Raw genomic sequence first — 25,722 nt, 5'->3', positions numbered from 1 at the left:
AAGCGGCCTGTCCGGGCGATGAAGGCATGGCGTTACTTCTTTTTCTTCTCGGTGGGCTTAGCGGACCAGTAGCCGGCCAGCAGCGATCCGGAAAGGTTGTGCCAGACCGAGAATAGCGCGCCGGGCAGGGCGGCAAGCGGGCCGAAGTAGATTTTCCCCAGCGCCGCTGCCAGCCCTGAGTTTTGCATCCCCACCTCAATGGCCAGCGTGCGGCAGGTCGACTCATCGAAGCCAAACAGACGCCCGCCCCAGTAGCCGCCGAGCAGCCCGATGGCGTTATGCAGGATCACCGCGACTATCACCACCAGGCCCACGGAGGCAATGTGCGAAGCGGAGCCGGCCACCACGGCGCTGATGATCGCCAGAATGCAGAGCATGGAAAACGCGGGCAGGAAAGGCTCGACCGCCTTGACCACCTTCGGCAGCAGGTGGTGAACGATAAGCCCCAGCGCAATCGGGATAACCACGATTTGCAGGATGCTGAGCAGCATGCCCGCGACGTCGACCTGAATATGCGCATCGACGTACAGGCGCGTCAGCAGCGGCGTCGCCACCACGCCAACCAGCGTGGAGACGGAAGAGATGGTGACCGAGAGCGCCACATCGCCTTTCGCCAGGTAGATCATTACGTTAGATGACGTACCGCTGGCAACGCTGCCCACCAGCACCATCCCGGCCGACAGCTCCGGCGGCATGTGGAACAGCAGCGCCAGCGCCCAGGCGGCGAGCGGCATCACCAGGTAGTGCAGAAAAATCCCCGCCGCCACCGGCGCCGGGCGCGACAGCACGCGCTTAAAGTCGTCCAGCTTCAGGTGTACGCCCATCCCGAACATGATGAGCATCAGCAGGGTGGTAACCCAGGGGCCGATAGGGGTAAAGGTGGCCGGCGTGTAATAGGCCAGAACGGAGAGCAGCAGCGCCCAGAGCGGGAACAGCCGTGTCAGCATAGCGAGCATGTTGTTTTCCTTGCCATTGGCTCGTCATCTTCCAGACCGGGGGTGCCCGCTGCCCGAACGATTGCGAGTAGGTTGTGTTGATATAGTTATAAAAAAGCCGGGTTCGAGCCCGGCTATAGGTAATATTTATCGCGTGAAGAAATATTATTCAAACAAATTATGATGCAGCTTCTGCACAACCTTCTCCGCGTCGGCGCCCGGCACCAGGAAACAGAGGTTATGGCTGGATGCGCCGTAGCAGATCATGCGAATGTTGAACGGCTCCAGTACGCCGAAGACCTCTTTGCCGACGCCGCAGGCTTTTGAGAGCTCGTTGCCGATCAGCGCGACCAGCGCCAGATCCTGCTCCACTTCTACGCGGCACAGGGAGGAGAGCTCGGTGAGCAGCGCCTGGGTGAGCAGGGTATCGGTGGCGGAGGTTGAACCGGTAGTGTCCATGGTCAGGGCAATGCTGACTTCCGACGTGGTGATCAGATCCACGGAGATATTGTGGCGCGCCAGAATGCCGAACACTTCGGCCAGGAAGCCGCGAGAGTGCAGCATATTCAGGCTGTGGAGGGTCAGCAGCGTCTGGCGACGGCGCAGCGCCAGCGCGCGGAACAGCGGCGGGTGTTCGGTTTTATTGCACACCAGCGTGCCGCCGGCTTTCGGCTCTTTGCTGGAGCCGACGAAGACCGGGATATCGCTACGCACCGCGGGAAGCAGCGTGGCCGGATGCAGCACCTTGGCGCCGAAGGTGGCCATTTCGGCGGCTTCGGCAAAGGCGATAACGTCGATGCGTTTTGCCGCCGGGGCAACGCGCGGGTCGGTGGTGTAGATCCCCGGGACGTCGGTCCAGATATCGACGCGGCTGGCGTTGAGGGCCTCGCCCAGCAGGGCGGCGGTATAGTCGCTGCCGCCGCGGCCGAGGGTGGTGGTGCGGCCTTTCGCTTCGCTGCCGATAAAGCCCTGGGTGACCACCAGTCCTTCGGCAAGGCGCGGCGTCAGCTGCAGCTGGGTGAGCTCCGCCAGGGCGGCGATATCGGGCTCGGCGCGGCCGAAGCGATCGTTGGTGCGCATCACTTTACGCACGTCAAACCACTGGGCGGCGATGCCGCGCTCGCGCAGAATTTCGACAAACAGCAGGGTGGACATCAGTTCGCCGTGGCTGACCAGCTCATCGGTCAGCGCCGTCGAGCTTGCCAGCGCCGCGGCTTCCGCCAGGGTGGTGATGTTCTCCAGCAGGCGCTCGATCTCTTCGCGAATCACGTTGGGATAGCGCAGGCGTTCGAGAATATTGAACTGAATCTGGCGCAGCGCTTCAAGCTTATCGAAACGCTCGGTGGGTTCCAGCCCGTCGGCTAAGGCAACCAGAAGATTGGTGACCCCCGCAGAGGCGGACAGCACCACCACGCGAGTGTTTTCATCAATCAGCGCAACGTCAACGCTGCGATTCATGGCATCGAAATCGGCAACGCTGGTGCCGCCGAATTTGGCTACAACTAAATCTGTCATAACAACCTCGTGTCAGGGGGGCCTGACTTATTAAAACGATTCCTGATTGGCTTTGGGCTGGAAACAACCTAACAGTCATAAAATGTCTTAATAAGCCAGGCCAAATTATTCAGCCATGGCACAAGGGAAGAGCGAAAAACAGGGTGGGCGCAGAGAGATAAACAGCTACGATGTCACCCAGAAGTGCTCCACCTTGTAGACCCGTTCCCCGACCTTTTGCGTCAGTTCCTGAGTATGAAACGCCCGACTGCGAACGTTTCTGGTGACAACCCAGGGGATTCAGCCCCTGTGGCCGGTGATGAACGTACCAGGACGCTCTTTCACCTCGGCGTTGCTCCCCCTCACGTATTTTCCCCGGACTGGTTCCTCCAATACGGTTACCTGGGCAACGCACCTCTTCTGGCAATTACCGACGTCTTTCACTTTGCCTGGGGGCGCTGGTCATGATAGCCCCTGCCATACCCTTTCGCTGTAGCGTGAAATGCGCGAGCAATACATACCTGGTAATACGCAGGCAGTGCAGCTATATAAAGGCTTCGGAGGGGGTATGTCAACGCTGCGGTTATGCGGATTTTTCATACGCAGGCCATTAACAGCAAAAAGCCTTATGATGAGGCCGGCCGCTCTCCGGCGGGCCGCCGCCCGGTGGCCGGGAGTCTGCCGCTCTGCCCGACGTCCGCGGACGATCCCCCGCGCACTGCCTCGGGGCGCTTTGCCCGAGTTTATGTCTATACTGGTAGTGGTTTTTTACCCTGATCTGACCCTGTTCCTGACGCGCGTCAACGGCATAACACAAAAATCATCACAATTTTTTGCCTCCGGCGCTACAATCGACCGCAGTCACAATTCTCAAATCAGAAGAGTATTGCTCATGAAAAACATCAACCCAACGCAGACATCTGCCTGGCAGGCGCTACAGAAACACTTTGATGAAATGAAAGACGTCACTATCAGCGAGCTTTTCGCTAAAGATAGCGATCGTTTTACTAAGTTTTCCGCAACCTTCGACGATCTGATGCTGGTGGATTTCTCCAAAAACCGCATTACCGAAGAGACGCTGGCGAAACTGCAGGATCTGGCCAAAGAGACCGAGCTGGCCGACGCCATCAAATCGATGTTCTCCGGCGAGAAAATCAACCGTACCGAAGATCGTGCCGTGCTGCACGTCGCGCTGCGCAACCGGAGCAATACCCCGATCATCGTTGACGGCAAAGATGTGATGCCGGAAGTCAACGCGGTGCTGGAGAAGATGAAAGCCTTCTCTGAAGCGATCATCTCCGGCAGCTGGAAAGGCTATACCGGCAAGGCGATTACCGACGTGGTTAACATCGGTATCGGCGGCTCCGACCTCGGTCCGTTTATGGTGACCGAAGCGCTGCGCCCGTACAAAAACCACCTCAATATGCACTTTGTTTCCAACGTCGACGGCACCCACATTGCGGAAGTGCTGAAAGGCGTGAATCCGGAAACGACGCTGTTCCTGGTGGCATCAAAAACCTTCACCACCCAGGAAACGATGACCAACGCCCACAGCGCGCGCGACTGGTTCCTGGCGACGGCCGGCGATGACAAACACGTGGCGAAACACTTCGCGGCGCTCTCCACCAACGGTAAAGCGGTGGGCGAGTTTGGTATCGACACCGCCAACATGTTTGAATTCTGGGACTGGGTTGGCGGCCGCTACTCCCTGTGGTCGGCGATCGGCCTGTCGATCATCCTCTCCGTGGGCTTTGACAACTTCGTTGGGCTGCTGTCCGGCGCGCACGCGATGGATAAACACTTCTCCACCACGCCGGCCGAGCAAAACCTGCCGGTGCTGCTGGCGCTGATCGGTATCTGGTACAACAACTTCTTCGGCGCAGAAACCGAAGCGATTCTGCCGTACGACCAGTATATGCACCGCTTTGCTGCCTACTTCCAGCAGGGCAACATGGAATCTAACGGCAAATACGTTGACCGCAGCGGCAACGCCGTGGACTACCAGACCGGCCCGATTATCTGGGGTGAGCCGGGTACCAACGGCCAGCATGCGTTCTACCAGCTGATCCACCAGGGAACCAAAATGGTGCCGTGCGATTTCATCGCGCCGGCGGTCACGCACAACCCGCTCTCTGACCACCATCCGAAGCTGCTGTCCAACTTCTTCGCGCAGACCGAAGCGCTGGCGTTCGGCAAATCTCGCGACGTGGTTGAGCAGGAGTATCGCGATCAGGGTAAAGATCCGGCAACCCTGGATCACGTGGTGCCGTTCAAAGTCTTCGAAGGCAACCGCCCGACTAACTCGATCCTGCTGCGTGAAATCACCCCGTTCAGCCTCGGCGCGCTGATCGCGCTGTATGAGCATAAGATCTTCACCCAGGGCGCGATCCTCAACATCTTCACTTTCGACCAGTGGGGCGTTGAGCTGGGTAAACAGCTGGCTAACCGTATTCTGCCGGAGCTGAAAGATGGCGCTGACGTCAGCAGCCACGATAGCTCGACCAACGGCCTGATTAACCGCTATAAATCCTGGCGCGCGTAATCAGCGTTAATCAGCTTCAATGCCGGCCTCAGGGCCGGCATTTTTTATGGCAGACGGCGCAATAATTTCGCCGGATTCCCCGCCCACACGCCTTTCTCGCTAATTGAGCGGGTGACCACGCTGCCCGCGCCAATTACCGCGCCGTCGCAGATGCTGACCGCCAGAATGGTTGCTCCGCTGCCGATAGAGACGTCGTTGCCAATCACAATTCGTCCCCAGCTCTCGCGGTCGGCGTTGGGCTTACCGTCGCGGAACATGTCGTTGGCAAACATCACGCCGTGGCCGATAAAACAGCGCTCGCCGAGGGTGACGTACTCGCAGATAAAGGTATGCGACTGGATTTTGGTATCCGCGCCGACCGACGTATTGCCCTGAATCTCGACGAACGGCCCGACGAAGACGTTATCGCCGAGGCGGCAGTTATACAGGTTAGCGGGCTGGTAGATCACCACATTTTCGCCGCTTTCGACGTTGCGAACGCCGGTATCACGCAGAGTGTGCATCATTCCTCTCCGATCCGTTTAGCCAGAATATGCAGGGTGCTTTGCTGGGTGGCGGAGCGGAAAACGGTGTCTTTAATATGCCGCATGCCCTGGCGCTCATAGAAGCGCCGGGCGCCGCTATTCGCGGCCAGCACTTCCAGCCACAGCCAGCGTTCGCCCTCATCTTTGGCCCGCGCTTCGACGGCGCTAAAAAGCCGTTCGCCGTAGCGATGCCCCGTTTCGCCGGGCAGCAGGTAGAGCTTATGCAGCAGCGTACCCTGCGGGCCGTCGGGCTCAATCCGCTGACGATATGTGTATTTGGCGAATCCTACCGGGCGCTGCGCTTCGGCAATCAGCCAGCGGCAGTTTGTCCCGGCGAGGCTGCGCTGTAGGGCTTCGGTGGCGTACTCCTGCTGGAGAAAGAGCTCCAGCTCGCTGGCGCTGCGCCAGAGGTGGGTGAAGTGGTGGCGATAGCTGGCGTTACCCATTTCGCCGAGCAGGGCCGCGTCCTCCCGCTGCGCTGTACGTATTGTCAGCATGGCTGTCTCCTTTTTAACCCGCCAGTATGGCAAGTGATTGTTACATTTGGCGCAACGGACGCAAAAAGTTAACGAATAATATCGATCTGGATCACGTTTTTGCGTTATACAGATCGGCAGGAATAATGAATATAAGAGGTGTGAGTATGCCGTCGGTCTATCGTCCGCTGGTGAATTTTATTGCGACGGCCATGCAGGCCGTTCTGAACCTGGCGCTGCTGTGCCTGGGCGTGATTCTGGTGGTCTTTCTCGGCAAGGAGACCTTCCATCTGGCGCACGTGCTGTTTACTCCGGAGCCGGTCAGCAAGTACAAGCTGGTGGAAGGGCTGGTGGTATATTTTCTCTATTTCGAGTTTATCGCGCTGATTGTGAAGTACTTTGAGTCGGGCTTTCATTTCCCGCTGCGCTATTTCGTCTACATCGGTATTACCGCGATTGTGCGCCTGATTATCGTCGACCATGACTCGCCGATGGCGGTGCTGATCTACTCCGCGGCGATCCTGCTGCTGGTGATTACGCTGTGGCTGTGTAACTCCAATCGCCTGAAGCGCGAATAAAAAAAAGCGGCCTCCAGGACCGCTGACCAACAGTCACAAATTTAATTTATGTAGGGTCCAGTTGAGGATAGCAGTGGCATTTGCCCTACTTTTTCAGCTGAGGGAGGCGGCTGCCGTACCCGGTTGGGGTTCGTGTACAGCAACTGAGCCACCATCCCTCCTCTGAAATTTGGGGCGGGTATAACAATGAAACTTAACCTTTCACTCCCCCCGCCGTCAGGCCGTTCACCAGCCAGCGCTGCGCCAGCAGGAAGACCACGGTAATCGGGATGGCGGAGAGCACCGCCGCCGCGGCAAAGTCGCCCCACAGGTAGTTCTGCGGGTTGAGGTACTGCTGCATGCCAACCGCCAGGGTATAGCTGTTCACATCGCGCAGCAGCAGGGACGCAACCGGGACTTCGGTAATCGCGGCGATAAACGACAGAATAAAGACCACCGCCAGAATCGGCACCGACAGCGGCAGCAGCACCAGACGGAAGGCCTGCCACGGCGTCGCGCCGTCCAGCGCCGCCGCTTCTTCCAGCGAACCGTCGATGGTTTCGAAGTAGCCTTTAATGGTCCAGACGTGCAGCGCGATGCCGCCCATATAGGCGAAGATAACGCCGCCGTGGGTGTTCAGGCCGACAAACGGCAGATACTGGCCGAGGCGGTCAAACAGGGCGTACAGGGCAACCAGCGACAGCACCGCCGGGAACATCTGGAAAATCAGCATCCCTTTCAGCAGGGTGGCCTTGCCCGGGAAGCGCATGCGGGCGAAGGCGTAGGCGCAGGTGGTGGAGAGCGCCACGATGCCGATGGCGGTGATCCCGGCGACCTTCACCGAGTTCCACAGCCACAGCAGCACCGGGAACGGCGGCGGGGTGACGCGGCCGTCAGCGTGTTCGACGCTGAAGCCCAGCGCCAGCCGCCAGTGCTCCCAGGAGATCTGGTCCGGGATCAGGCTGCCGGTGGCGAAGTTACCTTCGCGCAGAGAGATGGCGATAACCATCAGCAGCGGGAACATAATCGCCGCGATAAAAATGAGCAGCAGGAGGTGCGTGGTGAGCAGACGCAGCTTCTGAGATTTGGGTTGTACCATAGCCATGTTCAGAGCCCTCCTTAATCAAATTTCATTCGTGTAGCTTTCAGGTTAATAATCGCCAGCACGCCTACCAGCAGGAAGATCAGGGTGGCAATCGCGGCCGCCAGACCGAAGTCCTGGCCGCCGCCGCCTTCGAAGGCGATACGGTAGGTGTAGCTCACCAGCAGGTCGGTATAGCCCGCCGGCGTGGTGGTGCCGAGACGGTCCGGACCGCCGTTGGTTAACAGCTGAATCAGCACGAAGTTGTTAAAGTTAAAGGCGAAGCTGGCGATCATCAGCGGCGTAAGCGGCTTGATCAGCAGCGGCAGCGTAATTTTAAAGAAGTTCTGGAAGGGACCGGCGCCGTCCATTGCCGAGGCCTCGTACAGGTCGTCAGGGATCGCTTTCAGCAGGCCCATGCACAGAATCATCATGTACGGGTAGCCCAGCCAGGTGTTGACGATCACAATCATCGAACGCGAGGTGGTCGGGTCGCTAAACCAGGCCGGCTTAATGCCGAACAGCGCGCTGAGCATCATGTTGATCTCACCGAAGCTCTGATTGAACAGCCCTTTGAAAATCAGAATCGAGATAAACGACGGTACGGCGTAGGGCAGAATCAGCAGGACGCGGTAAATTGCTTTCCCTTTCAGGGACTCCCACTGTACGAGGCAGGCGAGGACCATACCGACCGCCACGGTCAGGATCACGGTCAGGATCGAGAAGACCACCGTCCAGACGAAGATGGCGAAGAACGGTTTCTGGATACCTTCATCGGTAAAGACGCGGGTGAAGTTATCCCAGCCGATGCTGACGGTGTAGCCCGGGCTGAGCTTCTCGCCGCTCCAGCTGCCGTCGGCATTGATTGATTGATAGAAGCCGGCTTTATTATTTGGCCGGTATTTGACGCCGCTCTGGTTGTTGGTTAGCTCGCCGTCTCCCGCCAGGGTATACAGCGGCTGGGTGCCGGAGAACTGACGCAGTGAACTCATGATGACCTTGCTGTCGTCAGGCAGGACGGCGGTCAGCTGGTTCAGCGCGGTACGGTTTTGGGTAATCACGCGCAGGTTGGCACGCTCGCCTTCCGGCTGAGCATCGGCGTCTTTCAGGGCCAGCTTCTGCACGCCGCCGAGCTTAAACGCGTCGGAAACGTAATTTTTGCCGCTGTCGCCGTCGGTCAGCGCCAGCTTCCACTCATCTCCCGCCGGATACAGCGAGAAGTTATAGGCTTTGCCGGCCTGGAAGGAGCGGTCCATCAGAACCTGCTGCGCACGCTCGAAGGTCAGCTGGTTGGTGCTGCTGTAGTTGGTAAAGGCGATAGCGATGGTGCAGATCAGCGGGAACAGGACGAACAGCCCCATCCCGGCAAGACCCGGATAGACATAGCGCCAGGCATAGGCCTTGCGGTTAGAAAAGATATACAGGCCAGCCGAGCTTAAAATCAGCGTCAGGATGGCAAACAGGTACTCTCCCTGGGCGTACATCAAAACAACAAGGTAACCCACCAGCAGGCACAGCAAGCCAATCACAGACCATGTCAGCTGCGGGCTTTGCCACCAGTGTTTCTTTTTAACGACATCCATGGGGATCATCCTCTACAACGTATTTTGTTCTCCCTCTCCCCTCAGGACAGCGGGTCGGAACGGGGCCTGGCTGGCCCGGACTCCGACCCGCTCCCGAGAAGGGAGAGGGGACTAGCAGGGTTACTTAGTGATACGAGCCTGTGCGTCTTTCAGCGCGGCGTCGACGGTCTGACGACCGCTAGCTGCGTTGATAACCGCGGTGCGTACGGCATACCAGAAGGCGGACATCTCCGGTACGTTCGGCATGATTTCGCCTTTCTGGGCGTTCGCCATGGTGGCGGCGATACGCGGATCTTTTTCCAGTTTCTCCTGGAAGGATTTCAGCGCAACGGCGCCCAGCGGTTTATCCTTGTTCACTTCGTCCAGACCCTGATCGGTCAGCAGATAGTTTTCGAGGAACTCTTTCGCCAGCTCTTTGTTCGGGCTGGCGGCGTTGATACCGGCGCTCAGTACGCCGACGAACGGTTTCGACGCTTTGCCCTTGAAGGTTGGCAGCAGCGTCACGCCGTAGTTGATTTTGCTCTTATCGATATTCGCCCACGCCCACGGACCATTGATGGTCATCGCGGTATCGCCTTTGTTGAACGCCGCTTCAGCGATGGAGTAATCGGTATCAGCATTCATGTGTTTGTTCTTGATCAGATCGATCAGGAAGGTCAGACCCGCTTTCGCGCCCGCGCTGTCCACGCCGACATCTTTGACATCATATTTGCCGTTTTCGAGCTTGAACGCATAGCCACCGTCGGCGGCGATCAGCGGCCAGGTGAAGTACGGTTCCTGCAGGTTGAACATCAGCGCGCTCTTGCCTTTCGCCTTCAGCGTTTTATCCAGCGCCGGGATCTCTTCCCAGGTTTTCGGCGGATTTGGCACCAGGTCTTTGTTGTAAATCAGCGACAGCGCTTCAACCGCGATCGGGTAAGCGATCAGCTTGCCGTTATAGCGCACCGCGTCCCAGGTGAACGGATAGAGTTTGTCCTGGAAAGCCTTGTCCGGGGAGATTTCGGCCAGCAGGCCGGACTGCGCGTAGCCGCCGAAGCGGTCGTGTGCCCAGAAGATGATATCCGGGCCATCGCCGGTTGCCGCAACCTGCGGGAATTTCTCTTCCAGCTTATCCGGGTGTTCGATGGAGACCTTAATCCCGGTGTCTTTTTCAAATTTTTTGCCCACTTCAGCGAGGCCGTTATAGCCCTTGTCGCCGTTGATCCAAATAACCAGCTTACCTTCTTCAATTTTGGCGAGGGCAGAGGCGGAAAACATCATCGTGGTCAATGCGGACAGCGCGAGGATGCGGGCGCCGGTTTTGATTTTCATATACCAGTCCTTTTTGGTGACGTGCTTGTGGATACACTTAGGTGGCTTAACGGTGACGAGTTTCCTTTTTTAACAACCCCTTTCCATCCTCCCTATGTCTACGCCCCACCCCTGGTTTGTGTGATCTGGCTTGCAGAAACGCCGGTATTGGGGCGTGGAGCACATAAAAAGGCGGCTATTTTTGCAACCTGTGTCACGAAATTGACTTTGGCGCGCCGTCCCCGGCAGCGAGACGAAATCTCTCATCCTCCCGTCTCCTCCCCCATAAAAAAGCCGGGGGTGGAGGATTCACCAGGTTAATGAATGCCGCATAGTCAGCCCATCTTGAATGTGTCTTTAAGTGACAAGTTGTAAGGAAGGGAGATGGCATGGCGAGCGTACAGCTGCGGAATATAACGAAAGCCTGGGGAGACGTGGTGGTATCGAAAGATATCAATCTCGACATCCAGGAAGGGGAGTTCGTGGTGTTTGTCGGGCCATCGGGCTGCGGCAAATCTACCCTGCTGCGTATGATCGCCGGGCTGGAAACCATCACCAGCGGTGATTTGTTTATCGGCGATACGCGGATGAACGATATCCCACCCGCGGAACGCGGCATCGGCATGGTCTTCCAGTCTTATGCGCTCTACCCCCATCTCTCCGTCGCAGAAAATATGTCTTTCGGCCTGAAGCTGGCCGGCGCCAAAAAAGATGTGATCAACCAGCGCGTCACCCAGGTGGCTGAGGTGCTGCAGCTGGCGCACCTGCTTGAGCGTAAGCCGAAGGCGCTTTCCGGCGGCCAGCGTCAGCGCGTGGCAATCGGTCGTACCCTGGTGGCGGAGCCTCGCGTATTCCTGCTGGATGAACCGCTTTCCAACCTCGATGCCGCGCTGCGCGTGCAGATGCGTATCGAAATCTCCCGCCTGCATAAGCGGCTGGGACGCACGATGATTTACGTGACCCACGATCAGGTTGAAGCGATGACTCTGGCCGACAAGATTGTGGTGCTGGATGCGGGTCGCGTAGCGCAGGTAGGGAAACCGCTTGAGCTGTATCACTACCCGGCCGATCGCTTCGTTGCGGGCTTTATTGGCTCGCCGAAGATGAACTTCCTGCCGGTGAAAGTCACCGCAACCGCCATTGAGCAGGTTCAGGTGGAGCTGCCAAACCGCCAGCAGGTCTGGCTGTCGGTAGACAGCGCCCGCGTTCAGGTTGGCGCCAATATGTCCTTAGGCATCCGCCCGGAACATCTGCTGCCCAGCGATATTGCCGACGTGACCCTCGAAGGGGAAGTGCAGGTGGTTGAGCAGCTTGGTCACGAAACGCAAATTCATATCCAGATCCCCGCCATCCGTCAGAACCTGGTCTACCGCCAGAACGACGTGGTGTTGGTAAAAGAGGGAGCTACATTCGCCATCGGTTTGCCGCCGGAACGTTGCCATTTATTCCGTGAGGATGGCACGGCGTGTCGTCGGTTGCATAAAGAGCCAGGCGTGTAAGGCTTCCCATTAAAAAAAAACGCGAACCCCTTAGCGCTGCAGCAGCAGGCGGCACGACGGGCGAAGTGTTCAAAGAAAAGCAATGATCTCAGGAGATAGAATGATGATTACTCTGCGCAAACTTCCACTGGCGGTCGCCGTCGCAGCAGGCGTTATGTCTGCTCAGGCGATGGCCGTCGATTTCCACGGCTATGCGCGTTCCGGTATCGGCTGGACCGGCAGCGGTGGCGAACAGCAGTGCTTCCAGGCAACCGGTGCTCAAAGTAAATACCGTCTTGGTAACGAATGTGAAACCTATGCGGAATTAAAACTGGGCCAGGAAGTCTGGAAAGAAGGTGATAAGAGCTTCTACTTCGATACTAACGTTGCGTACTCCGTATCGCAGCAGAATGACTGGGAATCAACCAGCCCGGCATTCCGTGAAGCCAACGTGCAGGGTAAAAACCTGATCGACTGGCTGCCAGGTTCCACCATCTGGGCCGGTAAGCGTTTCTACCAGCGTCATGACGTTCACATGATCGACTTCTACTACTGGGATATTTCAGGTCCTGGTGCTGGTATCGAAAACATCGATCTGGGCTTCGGTAAGCTGTCTCTGGCGGCAACCCGTTCTTCTGAGTCCGGCGGTTCTGCCACCTTCGCTGAACGCGATGCGCTGGGCAACCGTATTTATGACAACCTGGTGCCGAACGACGTCTTCGACGTGCGTTTAGCGCAGATGGAAATCAACCCAGGCGGTACCCTGGAGCTCGGCGTCGACTACGGTCACACCAACGTTCCAGATAACTACTACCTGCAGCCGGACGCGTCTAAAGACGGCTGGATGCTGACCGCTGAACACACCCAGAGCATGCTGAAAGGCTACAACAAGTTCGTGCTGCAGTACGCCACCGACTCGATGACCTCCAACGGTAAAGGCGTTCCGCAGGGCGGCAGCATCAACAACGATGGCTCCCTGTGGCGCGTGCTTGACCACGGTGCGATCTCGCTGGGCGATAGCTGGGATCTGATGTACGTCGGTATGTACCAGGATATCAACCTGGACAACAACAACGGCACCAAATGGTGGACCGTCGGCGTACGTCCGATGTACAAATGGACGCCGATCATGAGCACCTTGCTGGAAGTTGGCTACGACAACGTCGAGTCGCAGAGAACCGGCGACAACAACAACCAGTACAAAATCACCCTGGCACAGCAGTGGCAGGCTGGCGACAGCATCTGGTCCCGTCCGGCAATCCGCGTATTCGCAACCTACGCCAAGTGGGATGAGAAATGGGGCTATGCGAACGGCGACTCCGGTGCCGGCTACACCTCCGGCGTGGCGTATAACGACACTTCCGCGAAGACCTTCAGCCGTGGCGATAACGACGAGTGGACCTTCGGCGCCCAGATGGAAATCTGGTGGTAATCCAGTCTGACCTGTCATAAGCAAAAGAGGGGCGCAAGCCCCTCTCTATCTTAGGCCCAGCGAGCTATTGCCTGGCTACCGCTCGGCCATCGGAATTGAGGTGATAACAATGAAAATGAATAAAAGTCTCGTTGCCCTCTGCCTGTCCGCCGGCCTGCTGGCCAGCGTACCCGCAGTCAGTTTTGCCGATGTGAATTTTGTGCCGCAGAATACCTCTGCCGCACCGACGATCCCCGCCTCCGCGCTACAGCAGTTAACCTGGACGCCGGTCGATCAATCGAAGACCCAGACCACCAGCTTAGCGACGGCAGGACAGTCGCTGAATATCGCCGGTATCACCGGGCCGGTTGCCGCCTATAGCGTCCCGGCGAATATCGGTGAGCTGACCATTACGCTGACCAGCGAAGTCAACAAACAGACCAGCGTATTTGCGCCGAACGTGCTGATCCTTGACCAGAACATGACGCCATCTGCGTACTTCCCCAGCAGCTACTTTACCTACCTCGAGCCGGGCGTGATGAGCTCGGATCGCCTCGAAGGGGTGATGCGCCTGACGCCGGCGCTGGGCCAGCAAAAGATTTACGTCCTGGTCTTTACCACGCCGCAGGATCTGCAGCAAACCACCAAATTAATCGATCCGGCGAAGGCCTACGCCAAAGGTACCGGTAATGCGGTACCGGATATTCCGGACCCGATTGCCAGACACACCACCGAAGGTTCCCTGAGCCTGAAAGTGAAAACCTCTTCCGGCTCCAGCGTGCTGGTTGGCCCGCTGTTTGGCTCCTCTGGCCCGGGTCCGGTCACCGTTGGCAATACGGCCGCGCCTGTATACAGCGCGCCGGCCGCCGCTCCGGCCCCGGTCGCCGCGCCGGCGGCGAAGAGCGAGCCGATGCTGGACGATACGGAAACCTACTTTAACAACGGCATCAAGCAGGCGGTTGCGAAAGGAGATATCGACAAAGCCCTCAAATTGATGAACGAAGCTGAACGCCTTGGCTCGAAATCTGCCCGTTCCACCTTTATCAGCAGTGTAAAAGGCAAGGGGTGATCGTCTCCCCACAATGCTGATGTTTAGGCACAGCCTTTAGGTGCGTCCGCCTGGACGCGCCTTTTTTCTCGCGCGCGGCTTCTGTTGCATGGCTGTTGCGCGGAAGATCGTATCTTGATGTTTGCCCGCCCCGATTGGCCTATTCTGCGATACAATGCCTTCACGTTATGTATCGGAGAATCAGGCATGTCACATCCTGCGCTTACGCAACTGCGTGCGCTGCGCTATTTTGCCGCTATGCCCCCGCTGGAACCCTCGCTGCGCGACTGGCTGCTGCTGGAAGACTCAATGACCAAACGCTTTGAGCAGCAGGGAAAAAAGGTTAGCGTTATGCTGATCAACGAAGCGTTCGTCGGACGCGAGGCGCTGGTCGGTGAAGAGGCGCTGCTGCCGGATGAAGCGCGTTACTGGCTGCGGGAAATCATTCTCTGCGCCGATAATGAACCCTGGCTGGCCGGGCGCACTATCGTCCCGGAATCGACGCTGAGCGGTCCCGAACTGGCGCTGCAGCAGCTTGGGCAGACGCCGCTGGGCCGCTATTTGTTCACGTCTTCGACGTTAACCCGTGATTTTATTGAAATTGGGCGTTATGCAGAGCTCTGGGGGCGTCGTTCCCGCCTGCGGCTGAGCGGTAAACCGCTGCTGCTGACAGAACTGTTTCTGCCCGCATCGCCGCTGTATTAAGAGGAAGAGAAAATGGAGTGGAGTCTGACGCAGAATAAGCTGTTGGCGTTTCACCGCCTGATGCGTACTGACAAACCGATCGGCGCGCTGCTGCTGCTGTGGCCGACGCTGTGGGCGCTATGGGTGGCGACGCCGGGTATCCCGCCGCTGTGGATTCTGGCCGTCTTTGTCGCCGGGGTGTGGCTGATGCGCGCCGCCGGCTGCGTGGTCAACGACTATGCCGACCGCAAATTTGACGGTCACGTTAAACGTACCGCGCGCCGTCCGCTGCCGAGCGGGGAGGTGACGGAGAAAGAGGCCCGGGTGCTGTTTGTCGTGCTGGTGCTGCTTTCGTTCCTGCTGGTGCTGACCCTCAATACCATGACCATTCTGCTGTCGGTGGCGGCGCTGGCGCTGGCGTGGGTCTATCCATTCATGAAGCGCTACACCCACCTGCCGCAGGTAGTGCTGGGCGCGGCGTTTGGCTGGTCGATTCCGATGGCCTTCTCCGCGGTGAGCGAATCGCTGCCGCTGAGCTGCTGGCTGATGTTCCTCGCCAATATTCTGTGGGCGGTGGCCTACGATACCCAGTATGCGATGGTTGACCGCGACGATGACCTTAAAATCGGCATCAAATCGACGGCGATTTTGTTTGGCGAAAACGATCGCCTGATTATCGGCATGCTGCAGATCGCGGTGCTGGTCCTGATGGCGGCGGTAGGGTGGCTGAACGGTCTGAGCTGGGAATATTACTGGTCGCTGTTTATCGCCGCGGGGCTGTTTTTCTGGCAGCAGAAGCTGATTTTCCGCCGTGAACGCGACGACTGCTTTAAAGCGTTTTTAAACAATAACTACGTCGGGCTGGTGCTGTTCCTCGGCCTGGCGATGGGCTATATGGCGTAGTTTTCTCTGGCAGGGTCCTGACTCCCCGGCTTACGTCGCGCAAGCCGGGGCAAGTCTCAGGCGCTACGCTCCATCCTGCGCGGCGCTTTCAATCGTCAGACGCACGTCCGATGTAATCAGGTTCGCCAGCATCTGGTAAACCTTCAGCGTCTCTTCCGGCTCGGCGTCGCCGGTATCGCTAATATAGCCTTCATCACGCAGCGTCAGCACCAGCGTACTGAACACCGCCTTATCGAAGAACTCCGGCGCGTTGATGCCGTGCAGAACCGACAGGCGCTGAGCCATCGTACGGCTCTCTTTCTCCAGCGAACTGCGGTTAATCGCCGGATTTGCGCTCAGCAGCCAGAAGGTGATGGCATAGCGCTGGAGCGTTTCGCGCGCGCCGGCGGCCAGCAGCTGCAGGGAGCGGGAGTGGGACGGATTGATGCTTATTTCATCATCGCTCAGAACAATCAGCCCCTGGCGCTGCATTTCGACCAGCAGCGCATCGATAACGCTCGCCAGCTCCTCTTTTTCCCAGCGCAGGAACAGCTCGGCCTTCAGCAGCGGATAGAACATCTTGACGTGACGCAGCGCTTCCGCGCGGGCGATCCGCCGATGCTGGGTGACGATAGCCGCCAGCAGCGAAGGCATCATCAGCATATGGGCGATGTTGTTGCGATAGTAGGTCATCAGCACCGCCTGCTCGCGCGGCAGAATGATGATGTCGCCGATGGTGTCTTTCTCGACCTCGAACTTATTCATCTTCAGCGCGTGGTCGATAAGCTCGCTAGCGGAAGCCGGCGGCGTGGTCGCATCCGGGGAGTAAGGCACGTTACGCAGCAGATCGAGATAGCACTCCAGCTGCTGGGTCAGCTGCTCGCGGGTCAGCGAACGCTGGCGCGACGCCAGCAGAGCGGTACAGCACAGGTTCATGGCGTTCGCCGCGCCGGCGTTGTTGATGCGCACCATCAGATCGGCGGCGATGCTGTTTACCGCCGGCGTCAGCCAGGACGGGCGAATGGCTTCGATAGGATCGATGGACTCGCGCCACTCCGGCACGTGCTGGTTGAGCCAGGTCATCAGCGGCAGCGGCTCGCCGAAGTTAACGTATCCCTGGCCGAGGTTACGCAGCTTGCTCAGGCCGCGCAGCATCTGCGGCAGGCTCTCTTTCTCTTTGGTCGCGCCGCGCAGCTCTTTGGCATAGGTGCCGACTTCCATCACGTGCTCGTAGCCGATGTAGATAGGCACCAGGGTGATCGGGCGGGTGCCGCCGCGCAGCATCGCCTGGATAGTCATCGACAGGGTGCCGGTTTTCGGGTCCAGCAGGCGTCCGGTACGGGAGCGTCCGCCCTCGACGAAGTACTCCACCGAATAGCCGCGGCTGAACAGTTCGCCAAGATATTCGCGGAATACCGTTGAGTAGAGCTTATTGCCCTTAAACGTGCGGCGAATAAAGAACGCGCCGCCGCGGCGGAAAATCGGCCCAGCCGGCCAGAAGTTGAGGTTGATGCCGGCGGCGATATGCGGCGGCACCAGCCCCTGATGGTAGAGCACGTAAGAGAGCAGCAGGTAGTCCATATGGCTGCGGTGGCACGGAACGTAGACGATCTCGTGTCCTTCATGCGCCAGCTGGCGCACGCGCTCGGCGTTATGAACGTTAATCCCCTGATACAGGCGGTTCCAGGTAAAACCCAGCACGCGGTCGGTCAGGCGAATCATCTCGTAGGAGAAGTTGGCGGCGATCTCCTCCATCAGCGCGATGGCGTTTTGCTGCGCCTTCTCATGGGAGATTTTCTTGCTGCGGGCTTCGTCTTCCACCGCGCGGGCGATGGCTTTTGACGCCAGCAGCTTGTTGAACAGATCCTGACGCGCCGGCAGGCGCGGGCCGACGGCGGCCAGGCGCTGGCGGGCGAAGTGCATACGCGCCACGCGGGCCAGCTTCTGGGCAATGGTCTTATCGGTGCCGTGTTCGGACGCCATTCGGCGTAGCGACACCGGCGGCGAGAAGCGCACGAAGCTGTCGCGGCCGAGCCACAGCACGGCGAAGAATTTCTGAATGCCGTTAAGCATGCGCAGCGGCGGATTGACCTCGCCCTTTTCGCGTCCGGGCGCACGACCAAACATCACTGAAACCGGCACCATTTGCACGTCGAGGTCAGGGTGGTTGCGGTGCAGATCGAGGTAGTCGTGGAACAGCTTGATGGACTCTTCTTTCGGCGTGTAGTAGGTAAAGACGCGCGGGCCGCCGTGGATAAAGACGTAGCGCGGCAGCTGGGTGCCGTCGATTTCCAGCGGTTCGAGCGGATCGGCTAAATCGTGCTCCAGGCACTGCGCGCGCAGCGTCAGCAGGTCTGCCTTCGAGTTATAGGGCAGAACGTACATAATCGGACGCGAGGTATCCAGTCCCAGTTCCTGAGCAGGTTCTGCGGGAATAGACTTGCTTTTTACCAGCAGCCGTAATGGTAAATTCAGTAATTTATAGTAAATTCGTTGCCAGCCGGACATAAACGATGTGAAGCCTCTGGTTAATCATGCAAATGCGCGGCAAGAATAACAGAAAGTGCGCAAAATTTCCGTTGCCACGCGGCAAACGCGTACACTCATTGACGTCATTTACATAAAAAGGTTCTTTTGATGGCCAATAATACCACCGGGTTAACCCGAATCATTAAAGCGGCTGGGTATTCCTGGAAAGGTTTTCGTGCGGCATGGATAAATGAGGCCGCCTTTCGTCAGGAAGGTATCGCCACCGTTATTGCCATTGCGATCGCCTGCTGGTTGGATGTTGACGCCGTTACGCGCGTGCTTTTGATAGGCTCGGTCCTGTTAGTGATGATAGTCGAAATTCTTAATAGCGCGATTGAGGCGGTGGTGGACCGGATCGGCCCTGAGCACCATGAGCTTTCCGGACGGGCGAAGGATATGGGCTCTGCGGCGGTATTTCTGGCGATCGCCATCGCGCTGATCGTCTGGGTGACGCTGCTGTGGGCGCACTATCGCTAAGCCTCCGCAGCATCAGGCCGCCCGGTCGCCCTCCGCGCGGCTTTTTTTGCGCCGCGTGGAGCAGCAGCGCTTCGCCGCAACTTCCTCCGTGCTAACCGGCCGTAGCGGGCGGCAAAAGAAAAGAATCTCCTGATTTTTGTGTGAAATTTGATTCCAAAATCACCGTTAGCTGTATATACTCACAGCATAACTGTATATACACCCAGGGGGCGGGATGAAAGCGTTAACGACCAGGCAGCAAGAGGTGTTTGATCTCATCAGGGATCACATCAGCCAGACGGGCATGCCGCCGACGCGTGCGGAAATTGCTCAGCGCTTGGGGTTCCGTTCTCCAAACGCGGCGGAAGAGCACCTGAAAGCGCTGGCGCGTAAAGGCGCTATCGAGATCGTTTCCGGCGCTTCCCGCGGCATCCGCCTGCTGACTGAAGAAGAGCCCGGCCTGCCGCTGATTGGCCGCGTCGCCGCCGGCGAGCCGCTGCTGGCGCAGCAGCACATCGAAGGCCACTTCCAGGTCGATCCGGCCATGTTCAAGCCGAGCGCCGACTTTCTGCTGCGCGTCAGCGGTATGTCGATGAAAGACATTGGTATTCTGGACGGCGATCTGCTGGCGGTACACAAAACGCAGGACGTGCGTAACGGACAGGTGGTGGTTGCGCGTATCGACGAAGAAGTGACGGTTAAACGCCTGAAAAAGCAGGGTAACGTCGTCGAACTGCTGCCGGAAAACAGCGAGTTTTCACCGATCGTGGTGAACCTGCGCGAGCAAAACTTCACTATTGAAGGACTGGCCGTCGGCGTCATCCGCAACGGCGAGTGGCTGTAACCCTCTGTTCTGACGCAGCATCGTCCGATGCGTGATGCTGCGCTGTCTCTCCTCGCTCAGGCTCTTCTCCATGTTTTTTAACGCTGCTGATAAGGCCCTGTGGCGCCTGGCGCTACCGATGATTTTCTCCAATATCACCGTCCCGCTGCTGGGGCTGGTGGATACGGCGGTTATCGGCCATCTTGATAGCCCGGTTTACCTGGGCGGCGTGGCGGTCGGGGCTACGGCAACCAGCTTTCTGTTCATGCTGCTGCTCTTTCTGCGCATGAGCACCACCGGCCTGACGTCGCAGGCGTTCGGCGCAAAGGATCCCGTTCGCCTGGCGCGCGCGCTGGTGCAGCCGCTTGGACTGGCGCTGGCCGCCGGTCTGCTGATCGTTCTGTTTCGTATGCCGCTCATTAACCTGGCGCTGCATATCGTCGGCGGTAGCGAAGCGGTGCTGGAGCAGGCCCGGCGTTTCCTCGAAATCCGCTGGCTGAGCGCCCCGGCCTCGCTCGCGAACCTGGTGCTGCTGGGCTGGCTGCTGGGCGTCCAGTATGCCCGCGCGCCGGTGATCCTGCTGATTGTCGGCAACCTGCTGAATATCGTCCTCGACCTGTGGCTGGTGATGGGCCTGCACATGAACGTGCAGGGCGCGGCGCTGGCGACGGTGAGCGCCGAATACGCCACCTTTATCATTGGCCTGCTGATGGCGAAACGCGTACTGACGCTGCGCGGCGTGTCGTTCGCTATGCTCAAGGGCGCCTGGCGCGGCGATATCCGGCGGCTGCTGGCCCTGAATCGCGACATTATGCTGCGCTCCCTGCTGCTGCAGTTCTGCTTTGGCGCGGTGACCGTGTTTGGCGCGCGTCTGGGGGGCGATATCGTGGCGGTGAACGCTATTCTGATGACTATGCTCACCTTCACCGCCTATGCGTTAGATGGCTTTGCCTACGCCGTGGAGGCCCACTCCGGGCAGGCCTACGGCGCGCGCGATGGCAGCAGGCTGCTGGAGGTGTGGCGTGCCGCCTGCCGACAATCTGGCATGGTCGCGCTGGCTTTTGCGCTGATCTACAGCGTGGCGGGAGAGCAGATTATCGCCCTGCTGACCTCGATACCCTCGCTCCAGCAGCTCGCCGACCGCTATCTGTTCTGGCAGATGATTCTGCCGGTGATTGGCGTCTGGTGCTATCTGCTGGACGGGATGTTTATCGGCGCGACGCGCGGCAGCGAAATGCGTAACAGCATGGCGGTGGCCGCTGCGGGCTTTGCCTTAACCCTGCTGACTCTGCCGGTGCTCGGTAACCACGGCCTGTGGCTGGCGCTGACGGTGTTCCTGGCGCTGCGGGGCCTGTCGCTGGCGCTGATCTGGCGACGGCACTGGCGGCGCGGAACCTGGTTTTCATAACGCATTCTGTCTTTAATATGGTTAAAGATTCCGAATAATAAAATCAACCCAGCATTCTCATCTATAGTTAACTCTATGTCCGGCACACAGCGGGCTGTTAACTCACCGAACGATGAGGACTGAATCATGAATAAAGACGAAATCGGCGGTAACTGGAAACAGTTAAAAGGTAAAGCAAAAGAGCAGTGGGGCAAGCTTACCGACGATGATATGACCGTCATCGAGGGCAAGCGCGATCAGCTGGTCGGTCGAATCCAGGAGCGTTACGGTTACGCTAAAGATCGGGCGGAGAAAGAGGTGTCCGACTGGGAAAGCAAAAATGACTATCGCTGGTAGCGAGCAAATTTAGAGCGCTAACCCTTTGTTATTGCCTGCCCGAACGCGACAAGGATGTGCGAAATCCCCTGATTCCCGCTGTGGCTAACGCCTCAGCGGGCTTTCTTTTTAATCTGGATCGTGTGGTCATGATGGCAGCGATCCGGCGCGTTACAGGCCTCTACCTCGACGCAGCCCGCGCACAGGCCGTGCGCTTCAATCACGTTATGGCGCAGGGCGAAGCCCATTCTTGCCGCCAGCGTATGCATGATGTCCTCTACGCCTTCCGCGCACTCTTCTGTCACCACCCCGCAGCGATCGCAGATAAACATCGCTGAGCTATGGGTTGGCTGATCGAACAGATGGCACAGCACGTAGCTGTTGGTTGATTCCACCTTGTGCACGAAACCCTGCTCCAGCAGAAACTCCAGCGCCCGATAGACCGTTGGCGGCTTGGCCTGCGGCTCTTTACCGCGCAGGAGATCGAGCAAATCGTAAGCGCTGATCGCTCCCTGCTGCAGGCTCATCAGGCGCAACACTTCCAGGCGCTGCGGAGTCAGGCGCACGCCCCGCTGCGCGCAGAGCTTTTCAGCATGCGCTAACATGTCTTGCGAAGTGGACTTATCCATGAGCATCCTCTGGTTGCGTAACGATGAAGTTGTTACTTTATCACGATCCTGGCAAAACGCCGAGAACCCACGGTTTGTGCTATACCTGATGCATCTCATTTTCGGGAGAAAACGATGAAACGACCTGATTGCATTCGACATTGGCGCGAGCTGGAAGGGCCGGATGACGCCACCTACCCCGACAGCGGCGAGCTCTTTTCCATCGGCGCTCCGCTGGCCCGCGGTCTAAGGCTAAACCGGCTGGGGATCCATCATGAGCGCCTGCCGCCGGGACGGCGCACCTCTTATCCGCATGCGGAAAGCGATGAAGAAGAGTTTATCTACGTGCTGGAGGGGTATCCGGAGGTGTGGATAAACGGCTATCTGTGGAAGCTGGAGCCGGGGGATTGCGTCGGTTTTCCCGCCGGCACCGGGGTATGCCATACCTTTCTGAATAACACCGAGGAGGAGGCGTGCCTGCTGGTGGTGGGCGAAGCGAACAAAAAATTTAACCGGATCTACTATCCGCTAAACCCCGGCTATGCCGCGACGCGTCAGGATCGCTGGGTCGACCATCCGCCGCAGTTCTTCGGCCCTCACGACGGTAAGCCGCGCAGGAAATAGCGTTTTTTCCAGCGCAGGATACGGCCATTGGCGCTATGCGCCTGTGGTTTATCTTTGTGCTATAGTAGCGCCCCTTTTTACCCGGATGCCTATTTATTCGCCATGATGCCAGAATCAACGTCAACCGCTTTTGCTGCCCACCGTTTTTCCATCGCCCCGATGCTCGACTGGACCGACAGGCACTGCCGCTATTTCCTGCGCCAGCTGACGCGCCATACGCTGCTGTACACCGAAATGGTGACCACCGGGGCGATTATTCACGGTAAAGGCGACTACCTGGCCTATAGCGAAGAGGAGCATCCGGTTGCGCTACAGCTGGGCGGTAGCGATCCGGCGGCGCTGGCGCAGTGTGCGAAGCTGGCGGAAGCGCGCGGTTACGATGAGATCAACCTCAACGTCGGCTGTCCGTCTGATCGCGTGCAGAACGGGATGTTTGGCGCCTGCCTGATGGGCAATGCGCAGCTGGTTGCCGACTGCATTAAAGCGATGCGCGACGTGGTGTCGATTCCGGTGACGGTAAAAACCCGCATCGGCATTGATGACCAGGATAGCTATGCGTTCCTGTGCGATTTCATCGAGACCGTCTCCGGGAAGGGCGAATGCGACATGTTTATCATTCACGCCCGTAAAGCCTGGCTCTCCGGCCTGAGCCCAAAAGAGAACCGCGAAATCCCGCCTCTGGACTACCCGCGCGTCTATCAGCTAAAGCGTGATTTTCCGCATCTGACGATGGCGATCAACGGCGGCATCCGCTCGCTGGAAGAGGCGAAGCTGCACCTTGAGCATATGGACGGCGTGATGGTTGGCCGCGAGGCGTACCAGAATCCAGGCATGCTGACCTCCGTTGATCGGGAGATTTTTGCTGCCAATGGCGCGGATACTGACCCGGTTGCCGTAGTGCGCGCCATGTATCCGTATATTGAGCGTGAGCTGAGCAACGGGACCTATCTTGGCCACGTGACCCGCCATATGCTGGGCCTGTTCCAGGGGATCCCCGGCGCTCGCCAGTGGCGTCGCTATCTGAGTGAGAACGCGCACAAGGCCGGGGCCGATATTAACGTTCTGGAACACGCGCTGAAGCTGGTTGCCGATAAGCGTTAACGTTTCGCTAAATTTTAGTCAAATACGCCACGCCCTGAAGCTTGCTTTGGGGCGTTTTTATTTAAATTCAATAAATTATACCTGGCACGCTTCTTGTAATATCTGAGCAATGAGGGTTATTACCTGGGAGAGAAGACGATGTTCGAACTGCTATTTATTATTGGATTTTTCGTCATGCTGCTGATGACTGGCGTGTCGCTGCTGGGCATTATTGCCGCCATTGTTGCGGCGACGGCGCTGATGTTCGTCGGCGGTCTGTTTGCGATGATGATTAAGCTGCTGCCGTGGCTGCTGCTGGCCGTTGCGGCGGTATGGGTGATTCGGGCGATAAATACGCCAAAAATCACCCGCTACCGTAGCAACAACCGCTGGCGTTATTAAGGGAGTGAGTGGTCGGTCACAACCTGAGGAATTTTGCATAAAACGGCGTAGGTTTTGCTTATTAAATCTGTCACTATTAGCGCGTTAACGAATTCATCGCGCTGTACCCTACATACAGCCGAACTAAAAAAAGTCAGGGCTTCCGTTTGGAAGCCCTAAACTTTTCTACCCTCCCGCCTCTCCCGTCATACTTCAGACTACAGGTGCGTTGGCTGCGTTAACTCACCCCGGTCACTTACCGGAGTAAGCTCCCGGGGATTCGTTATCTTGCCGCCTTCCTGTAGCCCGAATTATTTAGGCAGGGCTTCCCGTCATACTTCAGACTACAGGCGCGTTGGCTGCGTTAACTCACCCCGGTCACTTACCGGAGTAAGCTCTCGGGGATTCGTTATCTTGCCGCCTTCCTGTAGCCCGAATTATTTAGGGAGGGTCTCCCGCCATACTTCAGGCAGCAGGTGCGTTTTGCATTAAGGCCGCAGCAGGCTTGAGCCTTCGGTGGCTCGGCTTTCGAGAACCTCATGCGCGCGTCGCGCCTCGGCCAGCGGATATTTTTGACTCTCCGCGACGTCGACGTTAATCACCCCGCTGGCGATCAGCGAAAAGAGCTCGTTACTGGCTTCCTCCAGCTCTGCGCGGCTGGTGATATAGCCCTGCAGAGAAGGGCGGGTCACGTACAGCGAGCCTTTCTGATTGAGGATCCCCAGATTAACGCCGGTAACCGGTCCGGAGGAGTTGCCGAAGCTGACCATCAATCCTCGGCGCTGCAGACAGTCGAGCGAGGCTTCCCAGGTGTCCTTGCCCACGGAATCGTAGACCACGTGCACCTTCTTACCCTCGGTGATCTCTTTCAGCCGCTCGGCGATATTCTCCTCACGGTAGTTAATCGTCTGCCAGGCGCCGGCCTGCTTCGCGCGCTGCGCTTTTTGCGCGCTGCCGACGGTGCCGATCAGCTTTGCGCCCAGCGCCTTCGCCCACTGGCAGGCAATCAGCCCGACGCCGCCGGCCGCGGCGTGGAACAGGAACGTCTCGCCGGCTTTGATTTCGTAGGTTTTACGCAGCAGATAATGGACCGTCAGCCCCTTAAGGAAGGAGGCCGCCGCCTGCTCGAAGGAGATAGCCGCAGGCAAAATCGCGGCTTTATCGGCGGGAACGTTATGCACCGAGCTGTAGGCGCCCAGCGCCGACTGGGCGTAAACGACGCGATCGCCGGCTTTAATATGCGTGACGCCGCGCCCGACCTTGCTCACCACGCCGGCGGCTTCGGTACCTAATCCGCTCGGAAGCGAAGGAGGTGGATAGAGGCCGCTGCGAATATAGGTATCGATGTAGTTGATACCTATGGCTTTATTCTCTACCTGGATCTCGTGTTCCGCCGGATCCCGTGCCACAAACTCCACCACCTGCAGAACGTCCGGGCCACCGTGCTTGTGAAATTCAATACGTGTTGCCATGCTTCCTCCTGAACTATGTGGTAACCTTTCGAGCCAATTTC

At 58.2% G+C, this 25,722-nt stretch carries 24 protein-coding genes and 1 riboswitch; of the genes, 14 read left to right on the top strand and 10 right to left on the bottom strand.

Going from position 1 to position 25,722, the window contains the following annotated elements; genetic code table 11:
* Positions 1-32: 32 nt before the first annotated feature.
* Positions 33-956: a ketopantoate/pantoate/pantothenate transporter PanS gene (panS, locus tag AC1M2H_RS25980; RefSeq protein WP_480149611.1), complete on the bottom strand. Its 924-nt coding sequence runs from the start codon at positions 954-956 to the stop codon at positions 33-35.
* Positions 957-1,100: 144 nt separating this feature from the next.
* Positions 1,101-2,450, bottom strand: coding sequence for a lysine-sensitive aspartokinase 3 (lysC, locus tag AC1M2H_RS25975; RefSeq protein ID WP_480149610.1), 1,350 nt, complete (start codon positions 2,448-2,450; stop codon positions 1,101-1,103).
* 173 nt (positions 2,451-2,623) lie between these two features.
* Positions 2,624-2,857, bottom strand: a riboswitch (Lysine riboswitch).
* 464 nt (positions 2,858-3,321) lie between these two features.
* On the opposite strand from lysC, the gene pgi reads away from it, so the two are divergent.
* A complete protein-coding gene (pgi, locus tag AC1M2H_RS25970; protein WP_480149609.1) occupies positions 3,322-4,971 on the top strand; it encodes a glucose-6-phosphate isomerase in 1,650 nt (549 codons plus the stop codon).
* Between the two features lie 44 nt (positions 4,972-5,015).
* Here the strand turns inward: pgi and AC1M2H_RS25965 are convergent, their stop codons facing one another.
* Positions 5,016-5,474 (bottom strand): acyltransferase, encoded by a 459-nt coding sequence (locus AC1M2H_RS25965; RefSeq protein ID WP_480152038.1) that lies wholly within the window; start codon positions 5,472-5,474, stop codon positions 5,016-5,018.
* Complete coding sequence (locus AC1M2H_RS25960) at positions 5,474-5,992, bottom strand: N-acetyltransferase family protein (protein WP_480149608.1); 519 nt, start codon at positions 5,990-5,992, stop codon at positions 5,474-5,476. The genes AC1M2H_RS25965 and AC1M2H_RS25960 overlap by 1 nt, the downstream gene beginning before the upstream one ends.
* A gap of 146 nt (positions 5,993-6,138) precedes the next feature.
* Here AC1M2H_RS25960 and psiE point away from each other — a divergent pair, with 146 nt between their 5' ends.
* Positions 6,139-6,549: a phosphate-starvation-inducible protein PsiE gene (gene psiE, locus AC1M2H_RS25955; RefSeq protein WP_426815571.1), complete on the top strand. Its 411-nt coding sequence runs from the start codon at positions 6,139-6,141 to the stop codon at positions 6,547-6,549.
* A gap of 193 nt (positions 6,550-6,742) precedes the next feature.
* Here psiE and malG read toward each other — a convergent pair whose 3' ends face one another.
* The 3 genes from malG to malE all read right to left on the bottom strand — a co-directional run bounded on the left by malG (position 6,743) and on the right by malE (position 10,503).
* A complete protein-coding gene (malG, locus tag AC1M2H_RS25950; protein WP_045853513.1) occupies positions 6,743-7,633 on the bottom strand; it encodes a maltose ABC transporter permease MalG in 891 nt (296 codons plus the stop codon).
* A 14-nt stretch (positions 7,634-7,647) separates the two neighbouring features.
* Positions 7,648-9,192 carry a maltose ABC transporter permease MalF gene (gene malF, locus AC1M2H_RS25945; protein WP_480149607.1) on the bottom strand — a complete coding sequence of 515 codons (1,545 nt, stop codon included), beginning with the start codon at positions 9,190-9,192 and terminating at the stop codon, positions 7,648-7,650.
* Positions 9,193-9,312: 120 nt separating this feature from the next.
* Positions 9,313-10,503, bottom strand: a complete 1,191-nt coding sequence (gene malE, locus AC1M2H_RS25940) for a maltose/maltodextrin ABC transporter substrate-binding protein MalE (RefSeq protein ID WP_480149606.1) — start codon at positions 10,501-10,503, stop codon at positions 9,313-9,315.
* Positions 10,504-10,871: 368 nt separating this feature from the next.
* On the opposite strand from malE, the gene malK reads away from it, so the two are divergent.
* The 5 genes from malK (at position 10,872) to ubiA (ending at position 16,006) form a co-directional block, all read left to right on the top strand.
* The gene (malK, locus tag AC1M2H_RS25935) at positions 10,872-11,981 is read left to right on the top strand and encodes a maltose/maltodextrin ABC transporter ATP-binding protein MalK (RefSeq protein WP_480149605.1); all 1,110 of its coding nucleotides are present in this window, start codon (positions 10,872-10,874) and stop codon (positions 11,979-11,981) included.
* Between the two features lie 100 nt (positions 11,982-12,081).
* Positions 12,082-13,392: a maltoporin gene (locus AC1M2H_RS25930; RefSeq protein WP_426813480.1), complete on the top strand. Its 1,311-nt coding sequence runs from the start codon at positions 12,082-12,084 to the stop codon at positions 13,390-13,392.
* Between the two features lie 109 nt (positions 13,393-13,501).
* Positions 13,502-14,440 (top strand): maltose operon protein MalM, encoded by a 939-nt coding sequence (malM, locus tag AC1M2H_RS25925; RefSeq protein ID WP_480149604.1) that lies wholly within the window; start codon positions 13,502-13,504, stop codon positions 14,438-14,440.
* A 186-nt stretch (positions 14,441-14,626) separates the two neighbouring features.
* Positions 14,627-15,124: a chorismate lyase gene (ubiC, locus tag AC1M2H_RS25920; RefSeq protein WP_480149603.1), complete on the top strand. Its 498-nt coding sequence runs from the start codon at positions 14,627-14,629 to the stop codon at positions 15,122-15,124.
* Positions 15,125-15,136: 12 nt separating this feature from the next.
* Positions 15,137-16,006, top strand: a complete 870-nt coding sequence (gene ubiA, locus AC1M2H_RS25915; RefSeq protein WP_480149602.1) for a 4-hydroxybenzoate octaprenyltransferase — start codon at positions 15,137-15,139, stop codon at positions 16,004-16,006.
* A gap of 63 nt (positions 16,007-16,069) precedes the next feature.
* Here the strand turns inward: ubiA and plsB are convergent, their stop codons facing one another.
* A complete protein-coding gene (gene plsB, locus AC1M2H_RS25910; RefSeq protein WP_480149601.1) occupies positions 16,070-18,493 on the bottom strand; it encodes a glycerol-3-phosphate 1-O-acyltransferase PlsB in 2,424 nt (807 codons plus the stop codon).
* A 129-nt stretch (positions 18,494-18,622) separates the two neighbouring features.
* Here plsB and AC1M2H_RS25905 point away from each other — a divergent pair, with 129 nt between their 5' ends.
* From AC1M2H_RS25905 to AC1M2H_RS25890, 4 genes are all read left to right on the top strand, one after another.
* Positions 18,623-18,991 carry a diacylglycerol kinase gene (locus AC1M2H_RS25905; RefSeq protein WP_426813475.1) on the top strand — a complete coding sequence of 123 codons (369 nt, stop codon included), beginning with the start codon at positions 18,623-18,625 and terminating at the stop codon, positions 18,989-18,991.
* Between the two features lie 214 nt (positions 18,992-19,205).
* On the top strand, positions 19,206-19,814 hold the full coding sequence (lexA, locus tag AC1M2H_RS25900) for a transcriptional repressor LexA (RefSeq protein WP_045853459.1): 609 nt from the start codon (positions 19,206-19,208) through the stop codon (positions 19,812-19,814).
* A 70-nt stretch (positions 19,815-19,884) separates the two neighbouring features.
* Complete coding sequence (gene dinF / locus AC1M2H_RS25895) at positions 19,885-21,201, top strand: MATE family efflux transporter DinF (RefSeq protein ID WP_480149600.1); 1,317 nt, start codon at positions 19,885-19,887, stop codon at positions 21,199-21,201.
* 126 nt (positions 21,202-21,327) lie between these two features.
* A complete protein-coding gene (locus AC1M2H_RS25890) occupies positions 21,328-21,537 on the top strand; it encodes a CsbD family protein (protein WP_480149599.1) in 210 nt (69 codons plus the stop codon).
* Between the two features lie 92 nt (positions 21,538-21,629).
* On the opposite strand, the gene zur is transcribed toward AC1M2H_RS25890, so the two are convergent.
* On the bottom strand, positions 21,630-22,145 hold the full coding sequence (gene zur / locus AC1M2H_RS25885) for a zinc uptake transcriptional repressor Zur (protein ID WP_480149598.1): 516 nt from the start codon (positions 22,143-22,145) through the stop codon (positions 21,630-21,632).
* 114 nt (positions 22,146-22,259) lie between these two features.
* Here zur and AC1M2H_RS25880 point away from each other — a divergent pair, with 114 nt between their 5' ends.
* The 3 genes from AC1M2H_RS25880 (at position 22,260) to pspG (ending at position 24,230) form a co-directional block, all read left to right on the top strand.
* The gene (locus AC1M2H_RS25880; protein ID WP_426813470.1) at positions 22,260-22,748 is read left to right on the top strand and encodes a cupin domain-containing protein; all 489 of its coding nucleotides are present in this window, start codon (positions 22,260-22,262) and stop codon (positions 22,746-22,748) included.
* A 102-nt stretch (positions 22,749-22,850) separates the two neighbouring features.
* Positions 22,851-23,849, top strand: coding sequence for a tRNA dihydrouridine(20/20a) synthase DusA (gene dusA / locus AC1M2H_RS25875; protein WP_480149597.1), 999 nt, complete (start codon positions 22,851-22,853; stop codon positions 23,847-23,849).
* A gap of 138 nt (positions 23,850-23,987) precedes the next feature.
* Entirely contained in the window at positions 23,988-24,230 is a 243-nt protein-coding gene (gene pspG / locus AC1M2H_RS25870; RefSeq protein WP_480149596.1) for an envelope stress response protein PspG, read from the top strand.
* A 467-nt stretch (positions 24,231-24,697) separates the two neighbouring features.
* Here pspG and AC1M2H_RS25865 read toward each other — a convergent pair whose 3' ends face one another.
* The gene (locus AC1M2H_RS25865; protein ID WP_480149595.1) at positions 24,698-25,681 is read right to left on the bottom strand and encodes an NADPH:quinone reductase; all 984 of its coding nucleotides are present in this window, start codon (positions 25,679-25,681) and stop codon (positions 24,698-24,700) included.
* Positions 25,682-25,722 lie beyond the last annotated feature (41 nt).

The organism is Klebsiella sp. F11, from assembly GCF_056712265.1.
This window is presented reverse-complemented; position numbering and strand designations above follow the sequence as displayed.

Coding starts and splice junctions, on each gene's coding strand:
- zur (WP_480149598.1), bottom strand. CDS start 22,145: ATGGATAAGTCCACTTCGCAAGACATGTTAGCGCATGCTGAAAAGCTC.
- AC1M2H_RS25880 (WP_426813470.1), top strand. CDS start 22,260: ATGAAACGACCTGATTGCATTCGACATTGGCGCGAGCTGGAAGGGCCG.
- AC1M2H_RS25905 (WP_426813475.1), top strand. CDS start 18,623: ATGGCCAATAATACCACCGGGTTAACCCGAATCATTAAAGCGGCTGGG.
- ubiC (WP_480149603.1), top strand. CDS start 14,627: ATGTCACATCCTGCGCTTACGCAACTGCGTGCGCTGCGCTATTTTGCC.
- ubiA (WP_480149602.1), top strand. CDS start 15,137: ATGGAGTGGAGTCTGACGCAGAATAAGCTGTTGGCGTTTCACCGCCTG.
- panS (WP_480149611.1), bottom strand. CDS start 956: ATGCTCGCTATGCTGACACGGCTGTTCCCGCTCTGGGCGCTGCTGCTC.
- malM (WP_480149604.1), top strand. CDS start 13,502: ATGAAAATGAATAAAAGTCTCGTTGCCCTCTGCCTGTCCGCCGGCCTG.
- dusA (WP_480149597.1), top strand. CDS start 22,851: ATGATGCCAGAATCAACGTCAACCGCTTTTGCTGCCCACCGTTTTTCC.
- malF (WP_480149607.1), bottom strand. CDS start 9,192: ATGGATGTCGTTAAAAAGAAACACTGGTGGCAAAGCCCGCAGCTGACA.
- AC1M2H_RS25930 (WP_426813480.1), top strand. CDS start 12,082: ATGATGATTACTCTGCGCAAACTTCCACTGGCGGTCGCCGTCGCAGCA.
- malG (WP_045853513.1), bottom strand. CDS start 7,633: ATGGCTATGGTACAACCCAAATCTCAGAAGCTGCGTCTGCTCACCACG.
- AC1M2H_RS25965 (WP_480152038.1), bottom strand. CDS start 5,474: ATGCACACTCTGCGTGATACCGGCGTTCGCAACGTCGAAAGCGGCGAA.
- psiE (WP_426815571.1), top strand. CDS start 6,139: ATGCCGTCGGTCTATCGTCCGCTGGTGAATTTTATTGCGACGGCCATG.
- AC1M2H_RS25865 (WP_480149595.1), bottom strand. CDS start 25,681: ATGGCAACACGTATTGAATTTCACAAGCACGGTGGCCCGGACGTTCTG.
- lexA (WP_045853459.1), top strand. CDS start 19,206: ATGAAAGCGTTAACGACCAGGCAGCAAGAGGTGTTTGATCTCATCAGG.
- malK (WP_480149605.1), top strand. CDS start 10,872: ATGGCGAGCGTACAGCTGCGGAATATAACGAAAGCCTGGGGAGACGTG.
- plsB (WP_480149601.1), bottom strand. CDS start 18,493: ATGTCCGGCTGGCAACGAATTTACTATAAATTACTGAATTTACCATTA.
- pspG (WP_480149596.1), top strand. CDS start 23,988: ATGTTCGAACTGCTATTTATTATTGGATTTTTCGTCATGCTGCTGATG.
- AC1M2H_RS25960 (WP_480149608.1), bottom strand. CDS start 5,992: ATGCTGACAATACGTACAGCGCAGCGGGAGGACGCGGCCCTGCTCGGC.
- dinF (WP_480149600.1), top strand. CDS start 19,885: ATGTTTTTTAACGCTGCTGATAAGGCCCTGTGGCGCCTGGCGCTACCG.
- lysC (WP_480149610.1), bottom strand. CDS start 2,450: ATGACAGATTTAGTTGTAGCCAAATTCGGCGGCACCAGCGTTGCCGAT.
- pgi (WP_480149609.1), top strand. CDS start 3,322: ATGAAAAACATCAACCCAACGCAGACATCTGCCTGGCAGGCGCTACAG.
- AC1M2H_RS25890 (WP_480149599.1), top strand. CDS start 21,328: ATGAATAAAGACGAAATCGGCGGTAACTGGAAACAGTTAAAAGGTAAA.
- malE (WP_480149606.1), bottom strand. CDS start 10,503: ATGAAAATCAAAACCGGCGCCCGCATCCTCGCGCTGTCCGCATTGACC.